The sequence below is a fragment of the Pedobacter borealis DSM 19626 genome (genome assembly GCF_000708285.2).
In the GTDB taxonomy this organism is placed as follows: domain Bacteria; phylum Bacteroidota; class Bacteroidia; order Sphingobacteriales; family Sphingobacteriaceae; genus Pedobacter; species Pedobacter borealis.
Window position 1 is genome coordinate 14288 of the sequence record NZ_JAUG01000010.1, and the last position, 15607, is coordinate 29894.

The window sequence follows — 15607 nt, forward strand, 5'->3', positions numbered from 1 at the left end:
TACGAATGATACAAACGCTCTCTGCATTTTGGCAATTCTTAAAAAAGCCAAAACCTTTAAAACTCAGTAAAGATAATAAATCTCTTTGGAGAGATATGTTATGGCTGCTCATACTTGACCTTTTATTTGCAGGTTTAGTAATAAGCACCTACTGTATTCTAGTGCATTTTAACATTATTAAAGAATATGTTCAGGAAATCGATATCCTTAAAAAGTATGGGTTAATTGTGACCTTACTTTTGGTCTGTATTTTTGCTCCAGTACTAGAAGAGTTTTTATTTAGATGGCACCTGAGAAAGAAGTATCTGCCAATATACTTTGTGTGTTTTACCTTGGGCCTCATATCAAATTACTTCATAAAGAGCAGTTTTCTTACCTGGCCTGTTTATATCTTTTTTCTTTTTGTGGCATTAATTATTTCAGGATATTTTAAAAGGATAGACATACGCAAGAGGCTGGTTTTTCAGCAAAGATCATTTGGCTATCTCTTTTATTATTCTGCTATCATATTTGGTTTAACACACTTAGGCAATATTAAAGGTTTAACCCTAAGTGATCCTGCTTTCATTCTATTCGTCATTTCCCAAACATTTACAGGTATATCACTTGGTTTTATACGCATCAAATATGGCTTGGGCTATTCAATATTATTACATGGCTTCTTTAATTTTATCCTGGTATTATTAACGGTCTTTTTCTGTTAAATTGAAACTATATCTTTTCTAAACCTTTAACTTTGGTTACTTTTATCACCTGATAAATCCATTTATCAGTGTAATCATTAAATCGGTGTAATCACATGAATAAAAAACTCTTTCTCCTAGATGGTATGGCGCTGATGTACAGAGCGCATTTTGCATTAAGTAAAAACCCTCGTTTCACCTCTACAGGCATTAATACATCGGCAGTTATGGGCTTTACCAATACTTTGTTAGATGTTTTGAAGAAAGAAAAACCAACACACATTGCAGTTGTTTTCGATACCGAGGCGCCGACTGAAAGGCATACTTCTTTCGAAGCGTATAAAGCACACCGCCAGGCCATGCCCGAAGATCTGGCTGCGGCGATGCCTTATGTGATTAAATTAATTACGGGTTTTAATATTCCCGTGATCACCTCTGATGGTTATGAGGCCGATGATATTATTGGTACACTGGCTAAAAAAGCCGAACAGAAAGGCTATCAGGTTTATTGCATGACGCCAGATAAGGATTTTGCGCAATTGGTTTCTGAAAATATTTTTATTTACAAACCTGCCCGTATGGGTAACGATATGGAAATATTGGGCGTAAAAGAAATATTAGTGAAATGGGAGATCGAAAATGTATTACAGGTAATCGATATTTTAGGATTATGGGGCGATGCGGTAGATAATATACCGGGCATTCCAGGCATAGGAGAGAAAACGGCAAAAGCGCTGATTAAACAATACGGTTCTATGGAGAACATTATTGCAAATTCGCACGAACTAAAAGGCAAACAGCGCGAAAACGTAGAAAATTTTGCAGAACAAGGCTTAATCTCAAAAAAACTGGCAACAATTCTGTTGAATGTTCCTGTTGAATTGGATGAAGCGAGTTTGGAACTCTGCGATCCGAGCCGCGATTTATTAGAACCATTATTTACCGAATTAGAATTCAGAACTTTAGGGCGTAGGGTATTTGGCGATGAATTTTCGGTTACTACAGCACGCTTTCAGGAAGGTACGCAGACCGATTTATTCGGAAATCAAGCTGGCGAAGCCATTCAATACACCAACACACTTGAAGAAGAACCAGCAGAAAAGCTTCCGGCCAAAACCATCGAAAATACAGAACACGATTATCAGTTGGTTGATACTGCTGAGCAACGCGCCGATCTGATCAAATTATTGCTGGCCGAAAAAAGGATCTCATTTGATACAGAAACCACAGGTACCGATGCAAACATGGCCGATTTAGTTGGTTTATCTTTCTCCATAAAACCAGGCACAGGTTATTACATTCCGGTTCCGGCAGTGAGAGAAGAGGCTCAGCTTATTGTAGACGAATTTAGAGTCGTATTGGAAAATGAAGAAATTGAAAAAATTGGTCAGAATACCAAATACGATATTTTAGTGTTGAAATGGTATGGTGTTCAGGTGAAGGGTAAACTTTTTGATACCATGCTTGCGCACTATTTAATCGACCCTGATACCCGCCATGGTATGGATGTTTTATCAGAGAACTACCTTGGTTATTCACCGATCTCTATTACCAAATTGATTGGTGCAAAAGGCAAAAACCAAGGCACCATGCGTGATGTGCCTGTAATAGATGTGGTAGATTACGCGGCCGAAGATGCTGATGTGACATTACAATTAGCGCACATCTTTGAACCAAAATTAAAACAACTAAATGCAGCCAAGCTAGCCGAAGAGATTGAGAATCCGTTGGTTTATGTTTTGGCAGATATAGAAAAAGAAGGTGTTCGCATTGATATCGAAACCTTAAAAGCTTATTCTAAAGAGCTCGAAACTGAAATTATCAAGTTCGAACAGAATGTTTACGATAAAGCAGGAGTTAAATTTAATCTTGCCTCGCCAAAGCAATTGGGAGAGGTTTTATTTGATAAACTTCAGTTAGATCCGAAAGCAAAAAAAACGAAAACCGGTCAGTACCAAACCGGAGAAGACGTTTTAATGGCCTTAGCCAGCAAAAGTGATATTGTACAGGATATTTTAGACTTCCGCCAGTTACAGAAACTTAAATCAACCTATGTTGATGCATTGCCATTAATGGTTAACCCTAAAACAGGTAGAGTGCATACATCCTACAATCAGGCTGTTGCAGCAACGGGAAGATTAAGCTCCAATAACCCAAATTTACAGAATATTCCGATCCGTACCGAGCGTGGCAGAGAGGTGCGCAAAGCCTTTATTGCAAGGGATGAAAACCACATTTTGTTATCGGCCGATTATTCGCAGATAGAATTGCGCATTATTGCCGAAATCAGTAAGGAAGAGAATATGCTCGATGCTTTTAACAAAGGGATCGATATCCACACGGCAACTGCAGCTAAAGTGTATGGCGTAAGCATCGAAGAGGTAGATGGAACACAGCGCAGAAATGCCAAAGCCGTTAACTTCGGAATTATTTATGGTCAGTCTGCTTTTGGTTTATCGCAAAATTTAGGTATTCCACGTAAGGAAGCTGCAGAAATTATTGAACAATATTTTGCACAATACCCAGGTATTAAACGCTACATGAGCGATACCATGAACTTCGCACGCGAGAACGGATTTGTAGAAACCATAATGGGCAGAAGACGTTATTTAAGAGACATTAACTCTGCCAACCAAACCGTAAGAGGTTTTGCAGAACGAAATGCCATTAATGCACCCATTCAAGGTTCTGCAGCCGATATGATCAAGATTGCGATGATCAATATCCATAAAGAAATGAAAGCGCAGCATATGCAGTCAACCATGACCATGCAGGTGCATGATGAGTTGGTGTTTGATGTACTGAGATCAGAAAAAGAAGCGATGAAGGCAATTATTCAGGATAAAATGGCCAATGCCATTAAATTAACCGTGCCCATTGTTGTAGAAATTGGTGAAGGAGATAATTGGTTAGCTGCGCATTAAGATGAAACAGATACTATTTATTTTGATAAGTACGATTTGTACTAATGCTTTTGCACAAAAGAGTGACACTACTAGATTATATACTGATGCTAGTATGAAAACGGTTGAGGCTAAAGATGCCACATTCAAATTCAAATATTACAAAAAAGCTCCAAATCAATTCATTTTTGAAATGTTTGATAAAAATAATAGCATTTTGAAAAGTGAGAGTTATTTAGATAGTCTGATCCAAATAAAGCAAGGTCCGTTTATTGAATATATTGCGGGAAATCCAAGTGTTAAAGGTTCATATTTAAATAACCAATTACATGGCGATTTTAGTTATTATAACAAAGAGGTTTTAAAGCGAACGGCTAAATTTGAAAATAATTTATTAAACGGAGCAATGATAGAATATTTTGCAAACGGGCAGCCAGAGCTTACCGGGCAATTTATCAATGGAAAAAAAACCGGTGAATGGAAAGGTTATCTTGCTTCTGGACGACATTTTAAAACACAAAATTTTGACAATGATAAATTAGTTGATGAATTTTATTATGATGATAATGGGAAGAAATTAAAAAAAGAGGAATATGAACGCGTACCTCAATTCTATGGTGGAACAGTCGCGTTCTCAAAATTTATCTCCCAAAATCTAAAATACCCTAAAGAAGCTATCAGAGACAGAACTCAAGGAAAAGTAGTCGTATCGTTTGTGATTGATTTTGATGGGTCGGTTATAGATGTGAAAATTAGCAAAGGGGTAGATATGTTTCTTGATGATGAAGCCAAAAGGATTATCGAACTATCGCCAAAATGGATTCCAGGATTGCAAAATGGTAAGCCTGTTAAAGTTGCTTATTCAGTTCCTATTACATTCTCACTTTAATCTTTGGTATAGCATTATTAAGCCCAGTTTTTATAAAAAGATGTGATAATATTTTTTGGAGAAAATTAAACACCTTATTTTTATTGCTATCTTCATCATATCTTCATCCCGATTAATCAATTTTATATCAACAAATAAACGAGTAAAACAAAAATCGAAAATTATGAAAAAGTTATTGAGTTTAATCGCAATCGCAGCATTTGGTTTAACCACAGCATTTGCTCAAACGCCGGCTACCGCTCCTGCGGCTAAAGCTAAAACAGTAGTAAAAAAAGAAGTAAAAACAACAACAGCACCTGTTAAAGCAGGCGTAAAACAAGAGGCTAAAAAAGTAGAAACTAAAACAACTACTACAGCTGCTAAAGTAAAAGCAGATGGTACGCCAGATATGCGTTTTAAAGAAAATAAAGCAAAAGCGGTAACTAAAGTTGCTGGTCCAACAAAAAAAGACGGAACAGCCGATATGCGTTACAAAGCAAACAAAGCTGCAGCTAAAAAGAATTAGGTTCAGGTTTATAATTTGAAGGGTCTCCAATGAAAATCGGAGGCCCTTTTTTTGTTTTAATGGTGCCTGTTCGAACGACACATTAGGTGCATTCAAAGAGATGTCGTCATCTCGACTGAAGCGCAGCGGAACGGAGAGATCTATCTAGACAGATTTAGCTTCGCTGAGCAATCGTGGTTCTCGACTACGCTGCACTCCGCTCGAAATGACGGTTTTCGTTGGTCGTGATTTGCAATCACGACCGTTCAAACGGCGGATTTGTAATCCGCACGAGGCTATAAGTTTATTGTTTCACCAATTTCTGGCAATAATAAAGTTTTGTTTTCGCGTTTAAATTTATCTAACGCAGCCTGAGTATCAATTTCGATTACCGGAAAGGTATTGTAGTGTACGCCGATTACATGATCACAGTCGAAATATTTAGTCGCAACCAAAGCATCATCAACATCCATGGTATAATTTCCGCCGATAGGTAAAATGGCATAATCCAGGTTGTAAATATCAGCCAAAACTTTCATCTCGATGGTTAAACCTGTATCGCCTGCAAAGTAAATCTGTTTGCCATCCACTTCAAGTACAAAGCCTGCCGGGTTTCCTCCATAACTTCCATCTGGCAAACCCGATGAGTGGGTAGCTGGCACCATGCGTACCGTTCCCCAATCGAAAGTAAATTTGCCAAAATTCATTGCATGTACTTTTTCTACGCCTTGTTTCTCTGCCCAGCTGGTTACCTCTGGTATGGCAATAACGGTGGCTTGCGTTTGCTTGGCCAGTGCTACCAGATCGGCCACATGATCGCCATGGCCATGGCTAACCAGTATATAATCGGCCTCAATGGCTTTAATATCTATATGTTTAGCTAATGGATTATGTGATATAAAGGGATCGAATAGTAATTTTTTGCCGGCTGCCTCTAACAGGAAGCAAGATTGGCCGTAATAGGTATATTTCATAATAATAGTATCAAGATTTGAGTCTCGAGTAGCAAGATCGATTCTTCTTAGGATAAACAGTTAAGTTAACTAATGGTTTTATTGTCCAAACATACCGCCTAAGCTCCCGAGCATATCTTGTGCCGATGCCTGCATTTCGGCGGCACTTACCTGTTCGGCGCTAGCCATAGCCTTATTAATAGCCGTTAACAAAAGTTCTTCTAATTCTTCCTTATCGGCATTTTTCAAAAACTCCTCATCAATGGAAATTCCGGTGATGGCCTTGTTTGCTGTAGCGGTGATTTTTATGGCACCATTTTCAACTTCGCCAAATACTGAGATCGTATCCAGGCGTTTTTTAATTTCCTCGGCTTTTTGTTGAGCCGAAAATAATTTATCGAACATAACTTGTTGTTTTTATTATAAAACGAAATTAAGGTAAATTGATTTTTAGTGAAAGAAATATTTGTTTTTGAAGCGCAGGTGCAGCAACCAGATCAATGTTTGTTCCCGTTCTTCGTTATATCCTTTCGCTGCGCTACAGGGATACCACTTCGCCCAGGGCTATGCAGTTAAATCCTGTTCAATTAGGCTCTGCTAACAACCCAATCAATTAAACCTGATGGGCAATGTCAATGGAGTTGAGTACTCTGCCGTTGTCAGTCTGAGCTTGTCGAAGGCCTTTCTATAGTCAAAAACGAAAAAACATTTGTCCTTCGACAGGCTCTCCGTAGGAGTCCTTTGGACAGGATGACAATGTTTTTTGTTTTCTCTTTAACTTAATGACACTACTCGACAGGAGCAAAATGCTGATTTCTCTGTTGTCTAAATATCGTAATTAATCTTCATCACTTCCAGGTAAACTGCCATTGCCATGGTAAGCCCCTTTGCGGATAACCGGCATATTGAAGTGTTTGTACAGCTCGTCAAGATGCATCAAACTGCCATTAGTAAGGTTACCTAAAAATATGATTACAATATTCTTGTCTAAATCTCGCACATAAATATGGCGGAAACCATGCCACCAACCTGTGTGGTAAACTACTTTGTCCATCTTTTCACCATCGAACATCCTCCAACCATAGCCATAGTTAAAATGACCATTTATAGGTTTATTGCGACCCACATATGCCGAATCAAGGCTTTTTTTGGTCAGTAATCTTCCGTTTTTCAAGTATTTATCAAATAATACCAAATCGTGTACCGTGCTATAAATGCCTTTATCTCCAACAGGACCGTCTAAAAAATTCTGCGCAACAGAATATCTAAAACTATTGCGGTCATGACCAACCACATCAACCGGAATTTTTTCATACTCAGTGGTGCTATACACATGCGTGTGCTTTAATCCGGCTGGTTTAAACACATGCTCCATCATATACTGTGAGTAACGTTGTCCGGTAACCTTTTCTATAATGGCACCCAAAACCATAAAGTTTGAGTTGTTATAGTGAAAGCGGTTATCGGGTTTAGTATATGGGTTTGGTTTTCGCTCAGCAATAACATTCATTACTTCCTGATTGGTTACACCTTTTTTCATGTTGCGCTTTTCCTTACGCCAGATATCGTCAATAAAATAAACATAGTTCATCATGCCACTACGGTGAGAAAGTAATAACTTCACCGTTATGCCCTCATAGGGGAAATTAGGATAGAATTTTTTTACGTTATCGTTCAATGAAAGTTTGCCGGCTTCTACCAATTGCATAATCGCTGTACCGGTAAAGGTTTTGGTAATCGAAGCCAGTTCAAATTCCGAGTTGATGGTTAAACTATCGCGGTGCAGGTAATCGGCCCATCCGACGGCTTTTTCGTAAAGAATTTTTCCATCTTTGGCTACCAGCATATTTCCGTTGAAATTGAATTTCCGGTGTAGGTTATCTACAAAATCAGCAATCCATTTATCACCTTTTTGCGGATTATAAACCAGTAAGAGGCTATCAGCTTTGTCGTCGTCTTTGGTGCGGATTTTTTTTTCAGCGGCCTTTTTCTCTTCAGATTTTTTGCTTGAACATGCAGTTAGTAAAGTTACAGAGAGGGCTAATGCTGAACATATATATCGAAAATTCATTTATATTAGGGATAGTGTATTTAAAACCCGAAAATTAAAGAATTTTAGACGGTTAAAACGAAAGAGTTTTACACATTTTCGCAATTTTGATTGTACCAGCATTCAAATAAGTGACCTTTACTTCCATAAACGGGGTCGCTGTCTGGATTTTTTACTTTGGCTATGGTTTCATCTGCTTCAGGGCGCTCTTCGGCTTTGCCATATTTAATATCGTAGTCTGAGCCATTCGGGTATGCGCCAACAACAGTGAAGTCGTCGGTTGAGTTCAGTTTTTTATGTGCCACACCTGCAGGGATAATAATTACATCACCTTTATCCAGTTCTATACAAACACCATGATCGCCTCCAAACTGTACATCGGCCTTGCCACAAAATACCCCCATTACTTCGTGCGTATTGCTATGGTAGTGGTGGTAATCAAAAATACCATCAACCCAGGCATTGGTATACCCGTTCTGTGCAAAAACTTTCTTGATTACTTCTTCGGTATCATCAGGGTGCAACCTAAATGTACCTTTGTAAATCATTAACGGTAAAGTAGGATTGTTCGGAAAATTGCCATTCTCCTCTATTTTATGTGCAACTAAATAAGCTTCTTGTATCAATTTTTCTTTGTCCATGATTTGCGGGTGTTTAATAGTTAACAAAGTAATGGGCAAAGGGTTTACAGATCGCGATCTTTTCTCCCGCAGATCCAAGGAGATTATCGCAGATTGTGGTTCATTTATCTATCCGCGTCCGTTGCGATATCTGCGGGAACAATATTGCGTTTAGGTTTTCTCCCGCAGATTTAAGAAGATCGACGCAGAGTCGCTTTCTTTTTCTTAGAATTTTGATAATTACAGAGATTATAATATTTTTAGTTAATCATCCTGATTTAAGAATACCCATTAAATTTTTATACTATGGATGAGAACGATATCTCCTATCAAATAAGGGGTGCAATATTTACAGTTTACAATGCATTAGGCCCCGGGCTATTAGAATCCGTTTATGAAACGGTACTGGCTTATGTTTTAACCGGAAATGGCTTAGATGTTAAGCAACAGGTAAAATTGCCAGTTGTTTTTGAAGGTATAACCCTCGATGCTGGCTATCGGATAGATTTATTAATAAACGATTTGGTCATTATCGAAATAAAATCAGTAGAAATACTTGCGCCAGTTCACCATAAGCAAGTACTTACTTACCTGAAACTTTCTGGCTTACGACTTGGAATGCTTGTTAATTTTAATTCTTCAAACATATCACAATCAATCTGGAGAAAAGTGAACGGCCTTTAATAAATGTTTTCTATAGATCTAAGAAGATTAATTCAGATTTCAACTATTTTTATCTGCGCACTTTGTGATATCTGCGGGAAACAATTTGCTATTTGGGTTTTGTTCCACAGATTTAAGAAGATTCGCACAGATTAAGGTTGTTGATATTCAGTACTAGAGTTAAGAGGCTTCCCAGCTAACTTTTTAAGCGGTAATCTTTTTCCATAGCTTAACTGGCGCCAGATCCACTCGATGGGGCCATAATTATACCTCGAAAGCCACCATTTGCTAAAGTAAACCTGCAATGCGTAAATAATAATCGCCAATATTAAATAAAAGCCTATTGGCATTGATGTCCAGATACCAAGACCAAAGCCAGAAAAAATAAGCAGGCCGATCAGGTTTTGTACCATATAATTGGTCAGGGTCATTTTGCCCATAACTGCCAAATTACCCAAAAAGGTTTTGCATTTACCTGAAATATACAGCCAGCAAATGGCGCTGGAAATAAATAACATGGTGCTTAAAATTAGCCAATAACGTATGTTATAATAATCCTTAACGTTCCACTTTAATTTATCGATAATAGGAAAATAGGCAGAAAGCATTAGGGTAACACCCAATGAAATCCAAAACATTTTTTTTACCAGCTTTATTTTGGTTGGCAATGCATTAAAGAAATTGATCTTGTACAGGCTAAAACCCCATAAAAAACAACAGAACATTACAACATGTACGGTATATAAGTACGGCTTACTGATCATTTGGGCAACATAGGTGCCTTTTAGTCCGAAGTACAGTACATCTACCAGGTGATTGCTCCTGTAGAGGTAAAACAGTTTTGTGATATCCTCGCGGCCAGTGTCGTGCAGCGAGTTGACAAAAGCACTTAATGCCGGGATAATCAACAAGAGCACCAGGCTTACCGCAAAAGTGGTTTTAGCTGATCTTTGATAGAAAAATAACAGTAATATTCCTAAAATGGCGTAATCTTTTAGAATATCGCCAAAAAACAATGCACTGTTAATTAATGCGAGCACCAGCAGCCAGAACATGCGACCTGCAAAAAAAGTATAAGGATTCTGCCCCTTATTGCCTATGTTGTTCATTAGAACAGCAAAACCGTAGCCAAAAAGCAAACTCAACATTGTCCACGATTTGGCTGCAAAAACTGTTTTTGAGAAATACATCAAGCCGTCGGTTAAACCATCTGGCTTGAAGAGAACAGGGTCTTTATCCAGTACAAAAAAATCATAATAATTCATCAAAACAACACCTAAAAGCGCCCAGCCTCTAAGTATATCAATAATCATCGTGCGCTGATTGAGTTGAATAGGTTGGCTTGGTAAGGTATTCATACAGTAGAAATTAATTATCTTGCTTAAAGGCACGATAGAATATTTTATTAGAATCTAATGGTCCCGGTTACAAATAATATAATGATGATGAATGACAAAAAAGAGGCTGTGTCATAAAGGCGATTTCACCTCAGATGCTGTCATGTTGAGCCTGTCGAAACACCTTAAAGCGTATTTAAACGGGTCCTTCGACAAGCTCAGGATGACATATATATTTATGATACAGCCTCTCAATTTTACTTCTGGCTTTCTGCCCAGGTATCCATCTTCGCTTCAAAAACAGATAAAGGGAACGATCCATCTTTTAAAACTGCAGTATGAAAAGCGGCTAATTTAAATTTCGGACCTAATTCTTTTTCATATTTGGTTCTCAACTCTCTTATTTTCATTGCACCTGTTTTATAGCCTAAAGCTTGTGCAGGTATGCCCATGTAACGTTCAATTTCTGCTGTTGCACCTTCAGTGCTGATGGCTTCATTGTCTGTCATATATTTTATGGCTTCTTCCCTGCTCATGTTTTTGGTATGGATGGCCACATCAACCACTAAACGGATTGCCCTATGCATTTCATCGCCCAAAGCGCCCATATGCTGGTAAGGATCCTGGTATAGGCCTAATTCTTTACCTAATGATTCACAATATAATGCCCAACCCTCTACATAAGCATTATGTCCACCAAAACGGCGGAAATTAGGAAGTGATTTATTTTCTTGGGTTAAAGAAATCTGATAATGGTGACCTGGAATTGCCTCGTGAAGAAAAAGAGATTCCATGCCCGAGGTCGTGTTAAATGTTTTAGCGTCTAAAATTGGCACATAAAAGATTCCTGGGCGAGACCCATCAGCCGAACCTTGATTATACTCTGCACTGGCCGATGCTGCTCTGAAAGCTTCTGTTTGGCGGATTTCGAAAGGTGTTTTAGGTTCAACATCAAACATTTTTTTCAAATTAGGTTTCATGCGCTGATGGATGTTTTCAAAAGCAGCTAATACTTCTTTTGGTGTTTTATAAGGCATGAATTTTTTATCAGTTTTCATGTATTCGAAAAAAGCCTTCAAATCGCCCTTAAATCCAACTAAGTTTTTGATGCTATCCATTTGGCCTTTAATCCTGGCAACTTCTTTTAAGCCCGTTTGATAGATCTCTTCAGGCGTTTTACTGGTGGTAGTTTGTTGTTTAACCAGATAAGTATACCAGGCCAAGCCACCTGGCATGGCAGAATAGCCTGAGGTAGTTCTTGTTTTTGGCAAATATTCGTTCTGCAGGTAATCGCCCAATTTTTTATAGGTAGGGATAATTACTTTAGTGATCGAATTGCGGTAAGCTTCTGTAAGCTTCTGCTTATCTGCTGCAGAAAAACTTGCAGGCATTAATTTGATCGGCCCATAAAATAAACTTTCTTCGGGTTTAGCCACAACCATACTCTGCATTTGAGGAATCATTTTAATCACCAATGCTTTCGGCAATACAATACCGGCGGCAGCGCCTTTTTTAAAATTGCCAATGGCGGTATCAGCCCATACCGAAAACGCATCAATACGTTTTAACCAATCTTCGTAATTTTTTACCGTTTTAAAAGGCTGAATGCCTGTACCGGAACCAAACTGACCAATGGTTAAAGGCAAAGCAAACATCTGGTTAAACGGCAGGTATTCGAAGTGATATTTAAGCCCTTCGATATTGATATCCAACTGATCTTTTAAATAATCGAAAGATAATTTGTCGTTTGCACTTAGGCTTTCTCTATCATATTTGCCGAGGCTATCTAAATAACGTTCGTTATAGCTTTTAATTTCTTTTATATAGGCTTGCGACCCATCATTAGCTAAAAGGTCGTTATAACGCTCGTCGCCAATATAGGTGGCGTTAATGGGGTTCAGTTTTAATCCTTCCTGGTAGTATTGTTCGCACAAGGCTGCAAAAGCTTTGTTTTCGGTGGTATTGTCCGAGCTGCTTTTTTGTTTACAGGCAGCAAAAGCCGTAATACAGGCAGCAAAAAGAAATATCTTTTTCATTTATTTTGGGTTAAGGTTCTAATCAAAAATAGCAAATTATTAGCCATTTAAGTGTAGCCCTTCTTAACGCAAAAAAGCCATCCCTTTTTAAAGGATGGCTTTGAAGTTTTATAATGAGATCCTTCGACAAGCTCAGGATGACAAAGTATTATGCTAATAACCTGATCGGCTCTTCTAATAAACCTTTTAATGTTTGTAAGAACTGTGCTCCGGTTGCACCATCAACCACACGGTGATCGCAACCTAAAGTCAATTTCATTACGTTACCAGGAACAACAGCACCGTTTTTAACAACAGGAACCTGTTGTATAGCACCTACTGATAAAATTGCACCATCAGGAGAGTTGATAATTGAAGTAAACTCATCAATACCAAACATACCTAAGTTAGATACGGTGAAAGTAGAACCTTCCCAATCTGCTGGTTGTAATTTTTTAGCTTTTGCTTTACCACCAAAATCTTTTACTTCTGCAGAGATGTGTGATAAAGATTTGCCATCAGCGAAACGCACTACCGGCACCAATAAACCATCTTCAACAGCCATCGCTACACCAATGTTGGTATGTTCGTTAAATCTGATTTTATCGCCGCCCCATGATGAGTTAACAGCCGGGTGTTTTTTCAATGCAACAGCAACCGCTTTAATTACGATATCGTTGAAAGAAACCTTAACAGGAGCAACTGCGTTAATAGCCGTACGTGCAGCCATTGCATTATCCATATCAATGCTGATGGTTAAGTAGAAGTGTGGAGCAGTAAATAAACTTTCTGCTAAACGTTTTGCAATTACCTTACGCATCTGCGAAACCGGAGCTTCTGTAAATTTAACCTCACCCACAAATTGAGGAATAACTGGTGCTGGTGCAGCAGCTTTCTCGGCAGCCGGAGCTGATGCAGATTCTGCTTTTGCTGGCGCTGCACTTGGTTTAAAGTTTTCGATATCTTTTTTAATGATACGGCCACCTTCTGCACTACCCGCAACCTGTGCTAAATCGATCCCTTTATCTTTAGCAATTTTCTTAGCTAAAGGAGATGCTTTAACGCGGCTATCAGCGTTGTCTGCAGTTGTACCACATGATGAGGTTCTTGGTGTTTCAATTTCTGCAACATTTGCAGATTTTTCTTCTTGAGGTGCTTCAGCACTTTCGGCTTTTGGAGCCGGAGTTGAGCCGCCCGCTAAAATTCCACTCACATCAGTTCCTTCAGGACCAACGATTGCGATAATTCCGTTTACTTTTGCGGCAGCACCTTTCTCTACACCGATGTGTAATAAAGTTCCGGTTGCGTAGCCCATTACTTCCATAGTTGCCTTATCGGTTTCTACATCAGCAAGAACATCATCATCTTTTACTTTATCGCCAACTTTTTTATGCCATTCGGCAATTACGCCTTCAGTCATGGTATCGCTTAACAAAGGCATGCGGATAACCGTAACACCTTTTGCTGCTAATTCTTCTTCGCTTAAGCCACCGCCTTGAGCAGGTGCAGCCTCTTCTTTTTTATCTTCAGCTTTAGGAGCGTCAGCACTTTCGGCTTTTGGAGCCGCTGCACCTTTTTCTGCCTCTAATGCTGCTTTATAATCTTCGCCTTCTTTACCAATAACGGCCATGATTGCATCAACGGGAACAGCTGTTCCTTCTTCTACACCTACGTATAAAAGAGTTCCATCCCAATAAGATTCCATATCCATTGTTGCTTTGTCAGTTTCTACTTCTGCCAAAACATCGCCGCTTTTCACTTTATCGCCCACTTTTTTATGCCACTTCGCCAAAACCCCTTCGGTCATGGTGTCGCTCATTTTGGGCATTTTAATTACATCAGCCATTATATCTAATTAATTGAAATCTTATTAATATTAGTCCATTACATAAGGGTAGTCCTGTTGCATATATACATCTTTGTATAATTCAGATGCATCAGGCCAAGGAGATTCTTCAGCAAATTTTACTGCCTGATCTACAATTGCTTTTACTTTAGCTTCTACTTCTTCAATCCAGGCTTGGTCTGCATACTTTTCTTTAAGAATCGTTTCTCTTGCATGCTCAACCGGATCTTTTGCTTTATAATCTTCTAATTCTTCTTTGGTACGGTATTTTGCCGGATCTGACATGGAGTGACCACGGTAACGGTAAGTTCTCATTTCTAAGAAAGTAGGTCCTTCACCTTTACGTGCACGTTGGATTGCCTCGTCCATTGCATTGTGAACAGCAACCGGATCCATACCATCAACTGGCGCACATGGCATATCAAAACCTAAACCTATTTTATAAATATCGGTCATGTTAGTGGTACGTTGTACTGAGGTACCCATTGCATAACCATTGTTTTCGCAAACAAAAATAACAGGCAATTTCCAAAGCATGGCCATGTTAAAAGTTTCGTTTAATGCACCCTGGCGCACAGCACCATCGCCCATGTAACAAATGTTAACATTATCAGTTCCTTTGTATTTTTCTGCAAAAGCAACGCCGGCACCTAACGGAATCTGACCGCCAACAATTGCATGACCGCCGTAGAAGTTATGCTCTTTACTGAACATGTGCATTGAACCACCTTTACCTTTAGAGCAACCTGTAGCTTTACCATACATTTCTGCCATAATACTATCAGCACTAACTCCTAAAGCTAAGGCATGAGCATGATCACGGTATGTTGTAATCATTGAATCACCTTTTTGCATTGCAGATATAGCACCTGCAACTACAGCTTCTTGTCCAATGTATAAATGACAAAAGCCACGTATTTTTTGTTGTCCGTATAACTGGCCAGTTTTTTCTTCGAATTTGCGCATAAGCAACATCGACTCAAACCACTTTAACCAGGTATCTTTATTTATTTCTACTGCACTCATTTTAGGGTATTTGTTTTTTGCGACAGCAAATCTAATTTTTTTATTGTAATTTTTGGCACTTTTTAGTGTAAAAACATCATAGTATTAGGGTTATAATCAGATTTAACAGTTGTTTTACAATTAAATACAAATCCTGGT

The 15607-nt window shown here is 38.7% G+C and carries 13 protein-coding genes; 5 read left to right on the forward strand and 8 right to left on the reverse strand.

Annotation, left to right across the window (positions count from 1 at the left end; genetic code table 11):
• Positions 1-5 precede the first annotated feature (5 nt).
• From AW17_RS04670 to AW17_RS04685, 4 genes are all read left to right on the forward strand, one after another.
• Positions 6-704, forward strand: coding sequence for a CPBP family glutamic-type intramembrane protease (locus tag AW17_RS04670; RefSeq protein ID WP_029274961.1), 699 nt, complete (start codon positions 6-8; stop codon positions 702-704).
• 95 nt (positions 705-799) lie between these two features.
• Entirely contained in the window at positions 800-3607 is a 2808-nt protein-coding gene (gene polA / locus AW17_RS04675) for a DNA polymerase I (protein WP_029274962.1), read from the forward strand.
• Position 3608: 1 nt separating this feature from the next.
• Positions 3609-4475, forward strand: coding sequence for an energy transducer TonB (locus tag AW17_RS04680; protein WP_051691636.1), 867 nt, complete (start codon positions 3609-3611; stop codon positions 4473-4475).
• Positions 4476-4638: 163 nt separating this feature from the next.
• A complete protein-coding gene (locus tag AW17_RS04685; RefSeq protein WP_029274964.1) occupies positions 4639-4980 on the forward strand; it encodes a hypothetical protein in 342 nt (113 codons plus the stop codon).
• 275 nt (positions 4981-5255) lie between these two features.
• Here AW17_RS04685 and AW17_RS04690 read toward each other — a convergent pair whose 3' ends face one another.
• The 4 genes from AW17_RS04690 to AW17_RS04705 form a co-directional block, all read right to left on the reverse strand.
• Positions 5256-5933 carry a metal-dependent hydrolase gene (locus AW17_RS04690; protein ID WP_029274965.1) on the reverse strand — a complete coding sequence of 226 codons (678 nt, stop codon included), beginning with the start codon at positions 5931-5933 and terminating at the stop codon, positions 5256-5258.
• Between the two features lie 78 nt (positions 5934-6011).
• Positions 6012-6317: a YbaB/EbfC family nucleoid-associated protein gene (locus AW17_RS04695; protein ID WP_029274966.1), complete on the reverse strand. Its 306-nt coding sequence runs from the start codon at positions 6315-6317 to the stop codon at positions 6012-6014.
• Between the two features lie 433 nt (positions 6318-6750).
• Entirely contained in the window at positions 6751-7983 is a 1233-nt protein-coding gene (locus AW17_RS04700; protein WP_029274967.1) for a serine hydrolase domain-containing protein, read from the reverse strand.
• Positions 7984-8051: 68 nt separating this feature from the next.
• Entirely contained in the window at positions 8052-8603 is a 552-nt protein-coding gene (locus AW17_RS04705; protein ID WP_029274968.1) for a cupin domain-containing protein, read from the reverse strand.
• Positions 8604-8888: 285 nt separating this feature from the next.
• Between AW17_RS04705 and AW17_RS04710 the strand changes: the two genes are divergently transcribed.
• Positions 8889-9266 carry a GxxExxY protein gene (locus AW17_RS04710; protein WP_029274969.1) on the forward strand — a complete coding sequence of 126 codons (378 nt, stop codon included), beginning with the start codon at positions 8889-8891 and terminating at the stop codon, positions 9264-9266.
• 131 nt (positions 9267-9397) lie between these two features.
• Here AW17_RS04710 and AW17_RS04715 read toward each other — a convergent pair whose 3' ends face one another.
• The 4 genes from AW17_RS04715 to pdhA all read right to left on the reverse strand — a co-directional run bounded on the left by AW17_RS04715 (position 9398) and on the right by pdhA (position 15469).
• Complete coding sequence (locus tag AW17_RS04715; RefSeq protein ID WP_051691637.1) at positions 9398-10603, reverse strand: DUF418 domain-containing protein; 1206 nt, start codon at positions 10601-10603, stop codon at positions 9398-9400.
• A 236-nt stretch (positions 10604-10839) separates the two neighbouring features.
• Positions 10840-12618, reverse strand: a complete 1779-nt coding sequence (locus AW17_RS04720; protein WP_029274971.1) for a DUF885 domain-containing protein — start codon at positions 12616-12618, stop codon at positions 10840-10842.
• 148 nt (positions 12619-12766) lie between these two features.
• On the reverse strand, positions 12767-14443 hold the full coding sequence (locus AW17_RS04725; protein WP_029274972.1) for a pyruvate dehydrogenase complex dihydrolipoamide acetyltransferase: 1677 nt from the start codon (positions 14441-14443) through the stop codon (positions 12767-12769).
• 30 nt (positions 14444-14473) lie between these two features.
• Complete coding sequence (gene pdhA / locus AW17_RS04730) at positions 14474-15469, reverse strand: pyruvate dehydrogenase (acetyl-transferring) E1 component subunit alpha (protein WP_029274973.1); 996 nt, start codon at positions 15467-15469, stop codon at positions 14474-14476.
• Between the last annotated feature and the right edge of the window lie 138 nt (positions 15470-15607).

Excerpts from the sequence above, each read along its gene's own strand:
- AW17_RS04670 (WP_029274961.1), top strand. The coding sequence starts at position 6 with ATGATACAAACGCTCTCTGCATTTTGGCAATTCTTAAAAAAGCCAAAA.
- polA (WP_029274962.1), top strand. The coding sequence starts at position 800 with ATGAATAAAAAACTCTTTCTCCTAGATGGTATGGCGCTGATGTACAGA.
- AW17_RS04680 (WP_051691636.1), top strand. The coding sequence starts at position 3,609 with ATGAAACAGATACTATTTATTTTGATAAGTACGATTTGTACTAATGCT.
- AW17_RS04685 (WP_029274964.1), top strand. The coding sequence starts at position 4,639 with ATGAAAAAGTTATTGAGTTTAATCGCAATCGCAGCATTTGGTTTAACC.
- AW17_RS04690 (WP_029274965.1), bottom strand. The coding sequence starts at position 5,933 with ATGAAATATACCTATTACGGCCAATCTTGCTTCCTGTTAGAGGCAGCC.
- AW17_RS04695 (WP_029274966.1), bottom strand. The coding sequence starts at position 6,317 with ATGTTCGATAAATTATTTTCGGCTCAACAAAAAGCCGAGGAAATTAAA.
- AW17_RS04700 (WP_029274967.1), bottom strand. The coding sequence starts at position 7,983 with ATGAATTTTCGATATATATGTTCAGCATTAGCCCTCTCTGTAACTTTA.
- AW17_RS04705 (WP_029274968.1), bottom strand. The coding sequence starts at position 8,603 with ATGGACAAAGAAAAATTGATACAAGAAGCTTATTTAGTTGCACATAAA.
- AW17_RS04710 (WP_029274969.1), top strand. The coding sequence starts at position 8,889 with ATGGATGAGAACGATATCTCCTATCAAATAAGGGGTGCAATATTTACA.
- AW17_RS04715 (WP_051691637.1), bottom strand. The coding sequence starts at position 10,603 with ATGAATACCTTACCAAGCCAACCTATTCAACTCAATCAGCGCACGATG.
- AW17_RS04720 (WP_029274971.1), bottom strand. The coding sequence starts at position 12,618 with ATGAAAAAGATATTTCTTTTTGCTGCCTGTATTACGGCTTTTGCTGCC.
- AW17_RS04725 (WP_029274972.1), bottom strand. The coding sequence starts at position 14,443 with ATGGCTGATGTAATTAAAATGCCCAAAATGAGCGACACCATGACCGAA.
- pdhA (WP_029274973.1), bottom strand. The coding sequence starts at position 15,469 with ATGAGTGCAGTAGAAATAAATAAAGATACCTGGTTAAAGTGGTTTGAG.